Below are 15,696 nucleotides of genomic sequence, written 5' to 3' on the forward strand. Positions count from 1 at the left end.
ATAAGTCGTTTAATCGGTTATCGCCACGGAAATTCTTCCGGCAGCGGGCGGTGTTTGACTTCTTCGCGCACCGTCGAGCAGAACCGGCGGACCAGTCTCTTGACCGGGCCCGTTTCGTCGCCCAGCGCCTTGTAGAGCAGTCCGCAGCCGTTGGGCAGGCGGGTGATTCCGGCCGCCGTGCGGGTTGCGTCGTCGACGAAGGCTTCCGTGCGGGCGTAGATGCGTTCGGCCTCGTCGGGCGGCGTCAGCACAATGGCGTTGGCGAAGACGTCGTAGCTGCCCATCACGCCCAAGGCCGCCGGCGGCTCAGACGCCGGGCGGATGACGAACTTTTCGCGGAACAGCCGTTCGCCGTCGGGGCGTTCGGCCTGCGTCGTCACGGAAAGCACGTCGTAGGCGAAGCGTTCGCCGCGGTCGAAGTATTTGCGGCCGCTCATGTAGATTTCGGCATAGAAAAGCGTCGCCGTGGGGTCTATGCGGATCGTCGTGTCGGCGATGAAACGCGTGTGGCGGCACGGAATCGTCGGCTCGGGCAGGTATTCCAGATAGGCGTCCGTTTCCAGCTCGAAGCACTGCCGGAGCCCCGAATAGTTGTAGCGCATTTCGGCCAGCTTGGTGGCCGCTCCCGTCGAGAGGTGGGCATAGGCGCCCTTGCGGACTGCGAAATGTTGGCGGTAGCGGTCGCCGTCGACATTGGGACCTCCCGACGAAAGGATGTAGACGCACGGCATTTCGGGCATCCCCTCGTCGAAGTAGAGTTCCTGCTGGACGATGAGCGGTGCCCGGCGGTCGAGGTCGCGCATGATGGAGCGCCCCTGGCCGTCGAGCTCGAAACCTAAATAGAGGTAGCCCGTCTTCCCGGGGGTCCCTACCGGCATGGCTTTCGGCTCGGCCAGGTAGGGGGCCATTTCTTTGGCGGCGGAGAAGTCCATCGCTTCAGACCATTGCGGTTTCGAGTTCGGGTTCCTCGTGGCGTTCGACGTCGAACAGGGCCATGCGGCGGATGAGTTCCACCAGTTCCTCGATGCCCTCGCCCGTCATGCAGTTCGTGAAGACGAACGGTTTGCCGGGGCGCATCCGCTCCGAATCGACGCGCATGACCTCCAGGTCGGCATGTACGTAGGGCGCCAGGTCGGTCTTGTTGATGACCAGGATGTCCGACTGCGAAATGCCCGGGCCGTCCTTGCGGGGGATTTTGTCGCCCGCGGCCACGTCGATGACGTAGATGAAGAAGTCCACCAGCGCCGGGCTGAATGTGAGGGTCAGGTTGTCGCCGCCCGATTCGATGAGCACCACGTCGCCGTCCGGGAAGCGGGCTTCCATCTCCTCGACGGCCGCGATGTTCATCGAGGGGTCTTCGCGCACGGCCGTGTGGGGGCAGGCGCCTGTCTCCACGCCGATGATGCGTTCCTCGACCAGGATGCCCTTGAGCATCTTGCGCACGTGTTTGGCGTCTTCGGTCGTCACGATGTCGTTCGTGATGACCAGCACTTTGTAGCCCATTCCCAGCAGGCGGGGCGTGATGGCTTCGATGAGGGCCGTTTTGCCGGAGCCGACGGGTCCGCCGATTCCGATTCTGCATGTGTTGTTCATTGGTTCAGGTGTTTTGTCAGTTCATGAAAAGTCGTTTGGTTCCTTTTTCGTGCAGCGAGGCCAGGATGTCGGTCTGCGGCGCGAAAGCGTTCATGTCGCAGTAGTCCGCTCCGGCCGCTTCGGCATAGAGCGCTTCGGTTTCGGCCGAAAGCCGGAACAGAATGCGCTGCGTGTCGTAGTGCGACACGCGGACGCAGCGCAGCGCGGCGTTCAGCACCGTGCCGATGGCGCCGTATTGGTGCGAGCAGAAAAGTTCGCGTTCGCCTATGCCGTTGGCCGCGAAGACGATGCCTTGGGCCGCAGGGTAGCTGCCGGGCGTGCGTCCGGCTTCGATTTCGGCCAGCCAGCGGGCCGCGGTCGGGTCGTCGGCGATGCGGGTGAAAAGCTCGGCCAGTTTCTTGCCCATGCGGCAGGTCATCTGGCGGGCTTCGGCGTTCAGCTTGCAGAGGATGGCCTGCGTGTCGGCTTCGACGATGCCCTCGAAATCCTTGCGCAGGTAGCTGCGATGGGCGTGCAGTGCCGCCACACCGTCGGTCAGGGCCGCCTGCCGGGCGATGCAGCGGGTGTAGGCTTCGAGCGTGGGCGCATCGTGCACGAGCCCCGTGTCGGCGGCCGTCTCCAGTCCGTTGGAAAACGAGAAGGTGCCGACCGGAAAGGCCGAGTCGGTGAGTGCCATCAGCCGCATCAGCAGCGCGGCGCGGTCAGGCGTGGGCATGATGGTGGTGGTGTTCCGTTTCGTTTTCGTGGTTGGCACCGCCGAACAGCCGGCGGATTTCGTGGGGCGCGAGGTAGGGGATCACTTCCGAGCCCGGCTGGAACGAGCAGTAGACGTGTTCGATGCGGTGGGTGCGCATGACGCTGTCCATCACTTTCTTGTCGACCGTCAGCGGAACATAGACTTTCGTGCCTTTGACGACGGCGGGCCAATGCTGGTTGCCGATGGCGTGGCCCAGTTCGAGGGCGATGTGGATGATTTCCTCGGGCCGTTCGGACGCGAGTTCGCCGAGGTCGGCCACCAGCACATCGTTGAGCCGGATGCGGAGCGCCACCATGCGGTTGGCGTCGGCGTCGTATTCCAGGATGTCGCCGTCGAGCAGCTGGGAATGGCGTTCGAGGGCCACGGCATATTCGCTGCCGCGGTCGCCGGGCGCCACGAAACGGCTTTTCTGGGCCGTCCATTGGTCGAGTTCGACGGTTTCGATGTCGGCTTCGGCGGCACGTTCGGCCCACTCGGGCGCGTGCAGGTTGCCGACGATTGCGGAGTAGATTTTCATGGGCAGGAGTGTTTTGTTGAGAGGTGGAGAAAAAGTCCGGTTCCGGAACCATGCGTTTCCGGAACCGGGCGCAACGTCAGCTGAACCAGTAAAGCTGGCTCAGCGGGAATTCGCGGGCGGGCTTGACATAGGCGCGGACGCCGTTGACCAGCACGTCGAACGTTTCGGGATTGACGTCGATTTGCGGCATGCCGCCGTTGCGGACCATGTCGAACTTGGTGATCTGGCGCGTGCGGCGCACAGGCAGCACCATGCGGTCGAGCGAAAGCCGTTGCTTGATGCCGCTTTCGCAGGCGGCGTTCGAGACGAACGAAATGCAGGTCTTGGGCAGCGCACGGCCCCAGGCGCCGAACATCGGCCGATAGTAGCACGGCTGCGGCGTGGGCAGCGATGCGTTGGGGTCGCCCATGTTGGCCCAGTTGATGACCCCGCCCTTGATGACCATCTTGGGCTTGGCGCCGAAGAAGTGGGGTTCCCACAGCACCAGGTCGGCGATTTTGCCTTTCTCGACCGAGCCTAAATAGTCCGACACGCCGAACGTGATGGCCGGGTTGATCGTGATCTTGGCCAGGTAGCGCAGCACGCGGAAGTTGTCGTTGCCCTCGGCGTCTTCGGCCAGTTTGCCGCAGGCGTTTTTCATGAACGACGCGGTCTGGAACGTGCGCATGAACGATTCGCCGATGCGGCCCATGGCCTGCGAGTCGGACGACACCATGGAGAGCACGCCCAGGTCGTGGAGCACGTTTTCGGCGGCCTGCGTCTCGGGGCGTACGCGGCTTTCGGCGAACGCCACGTCCGACGGGATTTTGGGGTTGAGGTTGTGGCACACCATGATCATGTCGAAGAGCTCGGCCTGCGAGTTGATGCCGAACGGCAGCGTGGGGTTGGTCGACGACGGCAGTACGTAGGGCATCGAAGCGACCTTCAGCAGGTCGGGCGCATGACCGCCGCCCGCACCTTCGGTGTGGTAGGTGTGGATCGTGCGTCCGTCCATGGCGGCGATGGTGTCCTCGACGTAGCCGCCTTCGTTGAGGGTGTCGGTGTGGATGGCCACCTGCACGTCGTAGCGGTCGGCCACGTCGAGCGCTGCGCGGATGGCCGCCGGGGTCGAGCCCCAGTCTTCGTGGACCTTCAGTCCGCAGACGCCCGCTTCGATTTGTTCTTCGATGGACTGGGCCACCGAGCAGTTGCCCTTGCCGAGCATGCCCACGTTGACAGGCAGCGTTTCGAGCGATTCGAGCATGCGTTCGGTGTTCCACTTGCCCGAGGTGATGGTCGTGCCGTTGGTTCCGTCGGTGGGGCCGATGCCGCCGCCGAAGAGGGTGGTGATGCCGTTGCTCAGCGACGCGTAGGCCTGCTGGGGCGAAATCAGGTGGACATGGCCGTCGATACCTCCGGCCGTGAGGATGAGGTGTTCGCCCGAAATGGCGTCGGTGGCCGCTCCCGTAATCAGGTCGGGGTGCACGCCGTGCATGGTGTTGGGGTTGCCCGATTTGCCGATGCCCGCGATTCTGCCGTCCTTGATGCCGACGTCGGCTTTGACCACGCCCAGAATCGGGTCGATGATCGTGACGTTCGTGATGACGATGTCGAGCGCCCCTTCCTTGGCGGTCATCGTGTTGGCCAGCCCCATGCCGTCGCGCAGGGTCTTGCCGCCGCCGTAGACCACTTCGTCGCCGTATTCGCGGAGGTCCTTCTCGATCTCCACGTAGAGGTCGGTGTCGCCCAGCCGGATTTTGTCGCCGACGGTCGGACCGAACAGGTTGTTGTATTCCTGACGTGAAATTGTTGCCATGTTGCTATTTTTTTGCGTTGTTGTCGTTGTGCGGAGCTGCGGCCTGCTGTTTCTTGTAGGCGGCTTCGGCTTCCTTTTCGGCGATTTCCTTGAATCCGGCCAGACGGACCTTGCGCACGGCCTTGAGCCGCGCCGGGAAGTAGGTCGGGGCGTCTTCGTCGCCCGTGTAGCCCATGACCAGCCCGTTGAAGCCGATGATGCGGCGCTTGCCGGCGTAGGCGACTGCCTCGACTTCTTTCTGGTCGCCCGGCTCGAAGCGGATGGCCGTGGTGGCGGGGATGTTCAGATGGCAGCCGAACGCGGCGTCGCGGTCGAATTCCAGGTAGCGGTTGACCTCGAAGAAATGGAAGTGCGAACCCACCTGAATGGGACGGTCGCCCGTATTGCGGACCACGAGTTTGACGGTTTTGCGTCCTGTGTTGTATTCGATAGGGTCTGTAGCCAGCAGCACTCCGCCCACAGGGACGGGCTGCGCGGGCTTGAACCCCGGTTGGTTCGGATAGAGCCCTGCGGCCTGCCGCTGGTCGGCAGCCGGGGCGGATTTTGCGGTATTGTCCATGATTCGGCTTTTTTAGGTTATTTGATGGGGTGGTGGATGCTCACCAGGCGCGATCCGTCGGTGAAGACGGCTTCGACCTGCAGCAGGTCGACCATGTCGGCCACACCGTCCATGACGTCGCTCTTGCGCAGGACGCTGGCTGCGGCGGTCATCACTTCCTCGACGGTCTTGCCCGCCCGCGCTTCTTCGAGCGCCGTGGAGGTGATGTAGGCCACGGCTTCCGGATAGTTGAGCTTGAGCCCTTTCTTCATGCGTCGTTCGGCAATCATGCCCAACGAAAGGAGCATCAGTTTGTCGATCTCTTTCGGTGATAAGTGCATAGTTGTTGTGTTTTTTTGAGGATTACGGCACCCGCCGCCCTGCGTTCGCGGGGAGACCGACGGCACGTCTTCGCGCTCAGTTCAAAGAATATGCCAGGACGGCGAATGCGGCTGCGGCCCGGAATTTGCTAACTTTGCGGCAAATTTTCTCAGAATTATGTTTCGAGCAATGCTTATTGCAGGATTAGGAGGCTTCGTCGGCACCTGCCTGCGTTTTCTGACTGGAAAAATCTTCCACTTCGCGGGGGCCGAAGCCTTTCCGTGGGGAACCTTCACGGTCAACCTGATCGGCAGCTTCGTCATCGGCATCTTCTTCGGGATGGCCGAGAAGACGCACTTGATTTCGCCGTCGATGAACGTGTTCCTCATCACGGGATTCTGCGGCGGCTTCACCACCTTTTCGTCGTTCTCCGACGACATGTACCTGCTTTTGCAGCACAAGCAGTGGCTCGGGTTCGGGCTCTACGTGGGGCTCAGTTTCGTGCTGGGTCTGCTGCTCGTATGGCTCGGCAGATCGTTGATTAAAACGATTTAGCAAGCAGTACCAAAACGAAAACGGGCTATTCGGTATGTGCCGAATAGCCCGTTTTGCCGTATGCGTACCGTTATTTGCGCGCTATATAGAAAAGGTCGAAGCTCTCGTCGCTGACGGGTCCGAGCCGATAGTCGTCCATAAGGATGGAGGTGGTCAGTTCGGTGTTCTCCTTGAGCAGCTTGCGGCGGTTGATGCGGTTGAGGATGTCATAGGGAATCTGGAGCAGGCGCCGCGGCAGACGGTGCTGGAGGTCGAAAATATCCAGGCGGGCCATCCGCTCCACGCTCCGGCGGTTCTGCTCGTAGTAGGCCATGACCTTGTCGTTGCCGGAGACGCCCAGCATTTCGACCTCTGCGAAGATGCCGAGCAGTTCGCGCAGCTGACAGGCCGTATATTCGCGCACGTGCCACGGATTGCGCGTGAGCGACATGGGGGCGTTGGGCGTGGTGACGATGAACCGACCGCCGGGACGCAGCACCCGGTATATTTCGCGGACGAACTCCGCATCCTGCTTGATGTGTTCGATGACCTGGAACGAAATCACGCAGTCGAACTCCCCGTCGGCGAAAGACAGCGGCGGTACGGCGGCTTGCCGGAACACGACGCCGGGAAAGCGGCCGAAGTCGACGGGCGGAAGGTGCTTGTCGACGGTGACGAAACGTGCGGCCTTGGGCGCCACGGCTTCGATGCCGTAGCCCGACCCGGTGCCGATTTCGAGCACGTCGCCCCCGATGCGTTCGGCGGCGGCATGGTAGGCCAGCAGCGAGCGCTGGAACACAAAATTGTCGGAAGCCTCGCGCGACACGCGTTCGGCGGTCTGGACCTTTGCCATCATTTGCGGATTTGGATGCCCCGGTCGTTCATCTCGACGGTGCCTTGCTTGAGCAGCATGCCGACCGACCGCTTGAATGTTTTCTTGCTCATGGCCGTGAGCCGCCGGACCTCCTCGGGGTCGCTGTCGTCGTTGAGCGGCAGGTGACCGCCGTTCTGCCGGAGCAGTTCGAGCAGCGTTTGGGCCGAATCCCTGACTTGTGCGAATCCCTGCTGCTGGAGCGTGACGTCGATACGGTTGTCCTCGGTGATGCGGCGCACGAAACCCCGCAGGCGGTCGCCGACGGCGACGGGCCGGAAAATCTGGTCGCGGTATATCATGCCCCAATGGCGGCTGTTGACGATGACCCGGTAGCCGATGGGGCTTTCGGAAGCGACGAGCAGACCGACCTCCTCGCGCGGACGGACCGTAATCTGGTCGTTGTCGATGAAAGCCTTGAGCTTGTTGGTGGCCACGCAGCGCCCCGTGACGCTGTCTTCGTAAAGGTAGACCACGTAACTGTGGCCCGCGAGAATGCCGCCCTGCTGGTTGCGGTTGGGCAGGAAAAGGTCCTTGCCCACGAGCCCCCAATCGAGGAACGCGCCGTGTACCGTCTTGTCGACGACCTTCAGGAACCCGGCCTCGCCGACGCGCAGAAGGGGTGTCTCGGTCGTAGCTACGAGACGGTCTTCCGAATCGTGGTAGACGAAGACTTCCTTGCGGTCGCCGGGCTTGTCGGTGAGCGAGACGTAGCGGTTGGGAAGCAGCACTTCGTCGTGCTCTTCGTTTTCGAGGTAAAGCCCGTAGTCGGAGATGCGGCTGACGGTGAGGGTGTGGGTGCGGCCTGCTTTGAGCATGGTGGAGTCGGTTTGCCGGCAAAAGTACGCTTTATTTCGTTGCGGCGCAACTTTCCGGCGAATTCGCTGCGGCGGAAAGTTGGCGGATGGGGAAAAATAATTACCTTTGGATGACAAAAAAGCATTTTATGAAAATACGCATAGCCCTTTGCCAGGTAGACATGGAGTGGGAACATACGGCCCGCAATCTGGAACGGCTGGAATCCGTCGTCGCGGCGGCCGAAGCCGACGTGGTGGTGCTGCCCGAGATGTTTGCGACGGGGTTCAAGCTGCGGCCCGCCGTGGTGGCCGAACCGCAGGACGGGCTGGTGGTCACAACGATGCGCCGCTGGGCCGCGACCTATAAGAAAGCGGTGGTGGGGAGCGCCGTCATCGCGGAGGAGGGCACCTACCGTAACCGCATGTTTTTTGTGAAGCCCTCGGGCGAAATCCAATGGTACGACAAGCGCCACTTGTTCCGTCCGGGCGGCGAGGGCCGCGACTACACGCCGGGCGACAAACGCGTGGTGGTGGAGTACATGGGATTCCGCTTCCTGCTGCAAATCTGCTACGACCTGCGCTTCCCGGTGTGGAGCCGCAGCCGGGGTGACTACGATGCCATCATCTACTGCGCCTCGTGGGACAACAAACGGCGCGATGCGTGGTGCGCCCTGCTGCGGGCGCGGGCCATCGAGAACCAATGCTACGTAATCGGCGTGAACCGGGTGGGGACCGACCCCGACGCGGTGTATATCGGCGACTCGCAGGCGCTGGACTACCTGGGCCGCACGATAGCGGGTGCCGACAGCGGCGAATGGACGATGTCCGTGACGCTCGACCTGGAGCAGCAGCGCGCGTTCCGCGAATCGTTCCCGGCATGGCAGGATGCCGACGATTTCCGGCTGGAACCTTGAGAAGTTCGGCCGGATTGTGCTATCTTTGCCGCTCGGCGGCTCCGGAGCCAATAAACCGGGGCTGCGGTACGTTTCTCTGCCGATGAAAGAAGATACGATCAAAATACTGGGTGCCCGGGTCCACAACCTCAAGAATGTCGACCTCGAAATTCCGCGGCGCAAGCTGGTGGTGGTGACGGGACTGAGCGGTTCGGGCAAGTCGTCGCTGGCGTTCGACACCATCTATGCCGAGGGCCAGCGCCGCTACATGGAGACGCTGTCGACCTATGCGCGGCAGTTCGTGGGGACGATGGAGCGGCCCGACGTGGACAAGATTACGGGACTGAGCCCGGTGGTGGCCATCGAACAGAAGACCACCAACAAGAACCCCCGCTCGACGGTGGGCACGGTGACCGAAATCAACGACTTTCTGCGTCTGCTCTATGCGCGCGCCTCGCGTGCCTATTCGCCGGTCACGGGCGAGGAGATGGTCCACTATTCGGACGACCAGATAGCCGGCCTGATAAGCAAGGATTTCGCGGGGCGGAAAATAGCCCTGCTGGCACCCGTGGTCAAAGGCCGCAAGGGCCACTACCGCGAACTTTTCGAGACGCTGGCCAAGAAAGGCTACCTCTATGCCCGCATCGACGGCGAAATCCGCGAAATATCGGCGGGAATGCGGCTGGACCGCTATAAAATCCACACCATCGACCTGGTGGTGGACCGGATGACCGTGAGCGACGACGCGCGAGACCGCATCATGACCTCGCTTAAGGAAGCGCTTCGCCAAGGCAAGGGAACGATGGCGCTGTACGACTACGGCACCGACGAACAGCGCTTCTATTCGCGCCACCTGATGTGCCCCTCGACAGGGGTGGCATTCGAGGACCCGGCGCCGCACACCTTTTCGTTCAACTCGCCCAAGGGGGCCTGCCCCCACTGCAACGGACTGGGCGAGGAAGCGGTCTTCGACCTGGCGAAAATCATCCCCGACAAACGCCTTTCGATTCGCGAGGGGGCGGTCGAACCGCTGGGCAAGTACCACAACAACATGCTTTTCGCGACGCTCGAAATGCTGGGGCGCCGCTACGATTTCACTCTCGACGACCCGATGGAGGCCCTCTCCGACGCAGCGCTTCATGCCCTGCTGTACGGCGATTCGGAGCCGCTGACCGTGGACCTTTCGCAGTTCAGCGCGCCCTCGGGCGGGCGGCAGTTCCTGTCGTGGGAGGGGGTGGCCGAATTCATCGGCCGCAGCGAAGACGACGAGACGGCCCGCGGCCGCAAGTGGCGCGAACAATTCCTGGTCTATAAGACCTGCTCGGCGTGCGGCGGCTCGCGGTTGAGGTCCGAAGCGTTGCAATTCCGCATCGGCGGCAAGAACATAGCCGAAGTGTCGGCCATGTCGATCGACGAATTCGCCGGGTGGGTGGACCGCATGGAAGAGATGATGTCCGAACGCGAGTGGCGCATAGCGCAGGAAGTGGTCAAGGAAATCCGCGAGCGGCTGCGCTTCCTGCGCGAAGTGGGGCTGGGCTATCTGTCGCTGGCCCGCTCGTCGCGGTCGCTGTCGGGCGGCGAAAGCCAGCGCATCCGGCTGGCGACGCAGATAGGCTCGAAGCTGGTGAACGTGCTCTATATTCTGGACGAACCCTCCATCGGTCTGCACCAGCGCGACAACCAGCGGCTTATCCGCAGCCTGGAAGAACTGCGCGACGCGGGCAACTCGGTCATCGTGGTGGAGCACGACGAGGAGATGATGCGCGCGGCCGACTTCATTGTGGACGTGGGTCCCAAGGCCGGGCGTCGGGGCGGCCACATCGTAGCGGCGGGCACGCCGGACGACATCTTGAAGTCCGATTCGGTGACGGCCGACTATCTGACGGGCCGCCGCCGCATCGAAATCCCCGAAAAACTGCGCGAGGGCACGGGCGAAAGCATCGTAATCCGGGGCGCACGGGGCAACAACCTGAAAAACATAGACGCCGAATTCCCGCTGGGCAAACTGATTTGCGTGACGGGAGTGAGCGGTTCGGGCAAGTCGACCCTTGTGAACGAAACGCTGCGCCCGATTCTTGCTAAAACGTTTTATAGAGCGTTGGACCGCCCGCTGGAATACGACACCATCGAGGGCATCGAACATGTGGACAAATTGGTGGTGGTCGACCAGTCGCCCATCGGCCGCACGCCGCGCTCGAATCCGGCGACCTACTCCAACGTGTTCACCGACATCCGCAAGCTGTTCGAGCTGACGCCCGATGCGCAGATACGCGGCTTCAAGGCGGGACGCTTTTCGTTCAACGTCAAGGGCGGCCGCTGCGAAGAATGCCGCGGAGCGGGGGTGCAGACCATCGAAATGAACTTCCTGCCGGACGTCTATGTGACCTGCAAGGCGTGCGGCGGCCACCGCTACAACCGCGAGACCTTGGAGGTGAAGTACAAGGGCAAGTCGATAGACGACGTGCTGAACATGACGGTCAACATGGCGGTGGAATTCTTCGAGAACATACCGAACATCTACCAGAAACTGCGCGCCATACAGGAAGTGGGGCTGGGCTATCTGACGCTCGGGCAGCCCTGCACGACCCTCTCGGGCGGCGAGAGCCAGCGCATCAAACTGGCGTCGGAACTCTCCAAACGCGACACGGGCCGCACGCTCTACATTCTGGACGAACCGACGACGGGCCTGCATTTCGAGGACATCCGCCTGTTGCTGGAGGTGCTCAACAAGCTGGTGGACCGGGGCAATACGGTCATCGTCATCGAGCACAACCTCGACGTGGTCAAGGTTGCCGACCACATCATCGACATCGGCCCCGAGGGCGGTGTCGGCGGCGGGGAAATCGTAGCGGCGGGAACCCCGCACGAAGTGGCGCAATGCCCCCGCAGCCACACCGGGCAGTTCTTGAAAAAGATGGGGCTGTAAATTGTTTTGTCTTAAAAATGATTATATTTGCATAGTATTCAATTCTGTTGCCTATGAAATAGTGGTGCCTGTGCGCACATTGTAGACATATTCGGAAAAAGCGTTAGCTTTTATTCTTGTTCTTGAAACTTAGGAAACTTCACAGAGCAACCAAGAGTAAAGCGGTGACGCTCACGCCCTCACGGCGTGGGCTTTACTCATTTATTTGGTTGCATGGTATCCTAAGACCTCAAGAACAGATAAAGAGTTTTGTCCGCGCTTTTTTTATGTGCGTGCCTCGACCTCGAAAAGGACAAACCGAGTATTTTTCTAAACTACAATCGAATTGTATGAAGAAATTTTGTGCGCTGTTTTTTCTTGCAGCTATGATCTTCGCAGGGTGCAGTGAAAAAGATGATGCGATAGCTGAAAATCCGAACCGGCCCGGAGAAACTCCGGGACAACCTTCCGAAACACCGGGAGAGACTCCTGCTTTGACAATCGGGACTACAAAATACACGTTTCCTGCCGAGGGCGGTTCTGTGCAGATACCATTTGAGGTAAATGTCGACTGGAAAACTTCGATCGAGTACCGCACGGAGGATTCCGGATGGCTGACCTTGACGCCCGAAAGCGGCGAGGCCGGAAATGTCGTATTGACCATAACGGCCGAATCCAATTCCGCTACCGAGCAGCGGAGTGCTGCCGTTCATGTTCTTTATGGAGAACAATCCTGTGAATTGGCAGTTGACCAGATGAAGAAGGTTGAAAATATTGATGTTACCGGTAAATTCGATCCTCTTTTCGCTCATGTGCTACAAACGGGTGGGTATATTGCTGATGCGGCTCATATCACGACGGAGGAATTGAAAAGTATCACGTGGCTATCTGTTGGTTCTCGCAATCTGACCTCTTTGCAGGGCATTGAATATTTTACAGCATTAGAACGTTTGGATTGTTCCTCTAATCTGCTAACCTCATTGGATGTTTCGGGATGTACGGCATTGAAAAATTTAAGCTGCAATTCCAATCAATTGGCATCGTTGAATGTTTCCGGCTGTACGGCATTGGAATGGTTGAGCTGCCAGAGTAATAAATTAACAGCGCTGGATATTTCCGGATGTTCAGCTATGAAATATTTGTTTTGTGATTTCAATGAATTGTTATTGTTGGATGTTTCCGATTGTACAACATTGACGTATTTGTGGTGCATGGGCAATCAGTTGCCCTCATTGGATGTTTCAGGTTGTGCAGCTTTGAGAGATTTGGCATGTGGTGTCAATCAGCTGGCTTTTTTGAAGCTTTCTGGTTGTACAGCATTGGAAAGTTTGGCTTGCAGTTCTAATAAATTAACAGTGCTGGATATTTCAGGATGTAGGTCATTGGAGAAATTGAATTGTGATTCTAATCAATTGACCGTGTTGGATGTATCGAACAATACTATGCTGACTGAATTGAATTGTTCTTCCAATGAATTGTCGTTGTTGGATGTTTCAAGCAATGCAGTATTGGCGAAATTGAAATGTTACTCCAATCGATTAACAGCTTTGAATGTTGCGAACAGGTTGGTAGAATTGGATTGTAATGCTAATAAGCTGACTTCTTTGGACGTTTCTAATTGTATGTTGCTGACTATATTGGATTGCAGCTCTAATGAATTGTTATCATTGAATGTTACGGATTGTTCGGCATTGGAGCAGTTGAAATGCGATTCTAATAAGCTACCCTCTTTGGAAATTTCTTCTAATACGGCATTGCATTATTTGATTTGTAACGATAATCCCGGAGATGGGGCGGTTTTTCCTGTTACAGCATGGTTCGATAATAATTCCATACCCTCTGGATATGATAATAATGTTTATTATTTCTTCACGTCTTGGAACTGGACTTATGATGGTCACACCGTTACAATCAACTATCGTAAAGCTTAGTAAATTGTGATTGAGAGAAATAATTATTAAAAAGTTTTTTATTATGTTCAAGAAAATTTTTGAATCCTGCGAGGAGAGCATCGTTCAACGTGTCAGCAATCCGTATTTCGGGACATATATTGCCGTCCTTTTGATCGATAATTGGAAGCTGCTCTACACGTTATTTACCTTTAATTCGTCCGATACGAGAGTGGAGAGAATCGCTATCATAACGGATTATATAAACCAAGCCGGTGGATTATCGTGTTTGTTCTTCAAATGCGCACTGATTGCATTCATCCCGTTCGTAATTTATTATGTATTGTTGCATCTATCGGGATATATTTCAAACTTGTCTGAGTTATGCATAAAACCGTGGCTTCTGAAACTGGTCGACAAGGGATCGGTCGTCGAGAAAGCAAAATACAATAAATTAGTTTCTCGAATAGAGACTTTGCATGTGAAATTAGACGAAGAACGGAAAAAACGTTTGGAAACGGAGACAGAACTGGATGAATTAAATAAAAAACTTATGAAACTGCAAAATGAACAAGTGTTGGCATCTGTAAACAGCCAGCAAGAACAGAAATCGAATGTTAAGGAGGTAATTAACGATAGGAAAAATAAGTCTTATTATCGAATTCTGGAGGATATTCGGGCTCAAAATTTGAATGAGGATTTCGAGGCTTTAATTCGTAAAATACAATCGAATGAAGATATTTACGACGATGAGCCGATCGTGAAATACGGAATCAAGCATGGTTTGATTTATAAATCCGATGCTCGTTATTTCTTTACCGATACGGGAAATGCGATTGCTAAGATTTTTATCAATACGTCTTTGCCTAAGATTATTAAATCCAAATAATTACAGGTTTTTGGTGTGTAAAAGTGAAAAGATCTCGCAAAAACTGCGAGGTCTTTTTTTGTCTGCTCTTCGGCACCGAAATTGCAATCATGGCCGCAAAACCAAACCATTACGTGCCATGAAAAAAGCAGTGATAATCCTGAGCGGCCTGCTGCTGTGCGCCGCCGCGGCGACGGTGATCGGCCAGAAGAAGATGCTTTCGCCCAAGGAAGAACGCCGCGAAGTCCGCGAAAAACGCCGTGCGGAACGCATTGCGAACTACGAGAAGATGATGGACTCGCTGGTTCTCTCGCGCAACTTCCAGTTCAATCCCCAGACGATGCAGCGCCAGCCGGCGGGCCCCATGCGCCAGATTGTCAACCCCTCGTTCAACGTAGGCATCTGGGACGGCACGGCCGACATCTGTCTGCCCTATATCAAAGGCTACGTACCGCCTTACTACACGACGGTAATCAACTATACGGTATCGGACCTGCAAGGCTACACGACCGAACAGACCCACGAAGGGTGGATGGTGACGTTCAACACGTCGCTCTATTCGGCGGGGACCTACACCTTCACGTTCGAGATATTCTCCCGCACGGGCGGTGCCAATCTGACGATCAGCAACCCGTGGTACAACCCGGTGCAGTATACGGGTTCGATTTCGCAGCTCTACTGACATGAAGTTTCTTTGCCTGCCCGGCGCCGTGCTGCTTGCAGCCGGTGCCGTTTTTGCGCAGACGCCTACCAGGCCGAACTGGCCGTGTCGACCGTGACGGGAGAGACGATTCTGCTGCTCACGACGCCCGATGCGACGATGCGCTACGTAGTCTGGCTGTGGGACTAAACTTTGTAAATCAGCGCGACGGCCGAAACGGAAACACCCTCTTCGCGCCCCTCGAAACCGAGATGCTCTGTGGTCGTAGCTTTGACCGAAACCCGGTCATCGTCTACACCCATAGCACCGGCGAGCGCGCTGCGCATGGCGCCGATGAAGGGCCGCAGCTTGGGCCGCTGCATGCGGACGGTGCAGTCGACGTTGCCGATTTCAAACCCCTTTCGACGGAGAAGCGCGGCGACGCGCTGCAACAGAATCTTGGAATCTATGCCCGCGTAATCGGCGGAGGTGTCGGGAAAATGCTCGCCGATGTCGCCCAGGGCGGCGGCACCCAGCAAGGCGTCGCAGATGGCGTGAATCGCCACGTCGCCGTCCGAATGGGCGACGAACCCTTTGGCGAAAGGAATTTCGACCCCTCCCAACACCAGCTTCAAGCCGTCGGCCAGCGCGTGCACGTCGTAGCCGTGTCCTATTCTGAAATCCATATCCGGAGTTTTTGATGCCCGAAGTTACGAAAAATTCCCGGTCCGCCAACCGTCCGCCAACGAAAACGCCGTGCCCCGCAAGGGAGCACGGC

The 15,696-nt window shown here is 58.0% G+C and carries 17 protein-coding genes; 7 read left to right on the forward strand and 10 right to left on the reverse strand.

Annotated features, from left to right (window positions below; translation table 11 throughout):
- Positions 1-17: 17 nt before the first annotated feature.
- From NFR47_RS00135 to NFR47_RS00165, 7 genes are all read right to left on the reverse strand, one after another.
- The gene (locus NFR47_RS00135) at positions 18-932 is read right to left on the reverse strand and encodes an urease accessory protein UreD (protein ID WP_251213553.1); all 915 of its coding nucleotides are present in this window, start codon (positions 930-932) and stop codon (positions 18-20) included.
- Positions 933-936: 4 nt separating this feature from the next.
- Positions 937-1,593, reverse strand: a complete 657-nt coding sequence (ureG, locus tag NFR47_RS00140) for an urease accessory protein UreG (RefSeq protein ID WP_251213554.1) — start codon at positions 1,591-1,593, stop codon at positions 937-939.
- A gap of 16 nt (positions 1,594-1,609) precedes the next feature.
- Positions 1,610-2,347 (reverse strand): urease accessory protein UreF, encoded by a 738-nt coding sequence (locus tag NFR47_RS00145; RefSeq protein ID WP_251213555.1) that lies wholly within the window; start codon positions 2,345-2,347, stop codon positions 1,610-1,612.
- On the reverse strand, positions 2,295-2,867 hold the full coding sequence (locus NFR47_RS00150; RefSeq protein WP_251213556.1) for an urease accessory protein UreE: 573 nt from the start codon (positions 2,865-2,867) through the stop codon (positions 2,295-2,297). The genes NFR47_RS00145 and NFR47_RS00150 overlap by 53 nt, the downstream gene beginning before the upstream one ends.
- 76 nt (positions 2,868-2,943) lie before the next feature.
- Complete coding sequence (locus tag NFR47_RS00155; RefSeq protein ID WP_251213557.1) at positions 2,944-4,662, reverse strand: urease subunit alpha; 1,719 nt, start codon at positions 4,660-4,662, stop codon at positions 2,944-2,946.
- Between the two features lie 4 nt (positions 4,663-4,666).
- Complete coding sequence (locus NFR47_RS08545; protein ID WP_275556991.1) at positions 4,667-5,221, reverse strand: urease subunit beta; 555 nt, start codon at positions 5,219-5,221, stop codon at positions 4,667-4,669.
- Positions 5,222-5,238: 17 nt separating this feature from the next.
- Complete coding sequence (locus tag NFR47_RS00165) at positions 5,239-5,541, reverse strand: urease subunit gamma (protein WP_251213558.1); 303 nt, start codon at positions 5,539-5,541, stop codon at positions 5,239-5,241.
- 157 nt (positions 5,542-5,698) lie between these two features.
- Here NFR47_RS00165 and crcB point away from each other — a divergent pair, with 157 nt between their 5' ends.
- On the forward strand, positions 5,699-6,076 hold the full coding sequence (crcB, locus tag NFR47_RS00170; RefSeq protein WP_251213559.1) for a fluoride efflux transporter CrcB: 378 nt from the start codon (positions 5,699-5,701) through the stop codon (positions 6,074-6,076).
- Between the two features lie 70 nt (positions 6,077-6,146).
- On the opposite strand, the gene NFR47_RS00175 is transcribed toward crcB, so the two are convergent.
- Positions 6,147-6,908 (reverse strand): class I SAM-dependent methyltransferase, encoded by a 762-nt coding sequence (locus tag NFR47_RS00175; protein WP_251213560.1) that lies wholly within the window; start codon positions 6,906-6,908, stop codon positions 6,147-6,149.
- A complete protein-coding gene (locus tag NFR47_RS00180; protein WP_251213561.1) occupies positions 6,908-7,744 on the reverse strand; it encodes a CvfB family protein in 837 nt (278 codons plus the stop codon). The genes NFR47_RS00175 and NFR47_RS00180 overlap by 1 nt, the downstream gene beginning before the upstream one ends.
- 128 nt (positions 7,745-7,872) lie before the next feature.
- Between NFR47_RS00180 and NFR47_RS00185 the strand changes: the two genes are divergently transcribed.
- From NFR47_RS00185 to NFR47_RS00210, 6 genes are all read left to right on the forward strand, one after another.
- Positions 7,873-8,637: a nitrilase-related carbon-nitrogen hydrolase gene (locus tag NFR47_RS00185; RefSeq protein ID WP_251213562.1), complete on the forward strand. Its 765-nt coding sequence runs from the start codon at positions 7,873-7,875 to the stop codon at positions 8,635-8,637.
- A gap of 82 nt (positions 8,638-8,719) precedes the next feature.
- Positions 8,720-11,542 (forward strand): excinuclease ABC subunit UvrA, encoded by a 2,823-nt coding sequence (uvrA, locus tag NFR47_RS00190; protein ID WP_251213563.1) that lies wholly within the window; start codon positions 8,720-8,722, stop codon positions 11,540-11,542.
- 329 nt (positions 11,543-11,871) lie between these two features.
- Positions 11,872-13,452, forward strand: a complete 1,581-nt coding sequence (locus tag NFR47_RS00195) for a BACON domain-containing protein (RefSeq protein WP_251213564.1) — start codon at positions 11,872-11,874, stop codon at positions 13,450-13,452.
- 43 nt (positions 13,453-13,495) lie between these two features.
- On the forward strand, positions 13,496-14,299 hold the full coding sequence (locus tag NFR47_RS00200; RefSeq protein ID WP_251213565.1) for a hypothetical protein: 804 nt from the start codon (positions 13,496-13,498) through the stop codon (positions 14,297-14,299).
- A gap of 118 nt (positions 14,300-14,417) precedes the next feature.
- Complete coding sequence (locus NFR47_RS00205; RefSeq protein WP_251213566.1) at positions 14,418-14,960, forward strand: DUF4251 domain-containing protein; 543 nt, start codon at positions 14,418-14,420, stop codon at positions 14,958-14,960.
- 12 nt (positions 14,961-14,972) lie between these two features.
- A complete protein-coding gene (locus NFR47_RS00210; RefSeq protein ID WP_251213567.1) occupies positions 14,973-15,128 on the forward strand; it encodes a hypothetical protein in 156 nt (51 codons plus the stop codon).
- On the opposite strand, the gene ispF is transcribed toward NFR47_RS00210, so the two are convergent.
- The gene (gene ispF, locus NFR47_RS00215; protein WP_251213568.1) at positions 15,125-15,604 is read right to left on the reverse strand and encodes a 2-C-methyl-D-erythritol 2,4-cyclodiphosphate synthase; all 480 of its coding nucleotides are present in this window, start codon (positions 15,602-15,604) and stop codon (positions 15,125-15,127) included. The genes NFR47_RS00210 and ispF overlap by 4 nt on opposite strands.
- Positions 15,605-15,696 lie beyond the last annotated feature (92 nt).

This window comes from Alistipes muris (assembly GCF_943193205.1).
GTDB classification, from domain to species: Bacteria; Bacteroidota; Bacteroidia; order Bacteroidales; family Rikenellaceae; genus Alistipes; species Alistipes muris.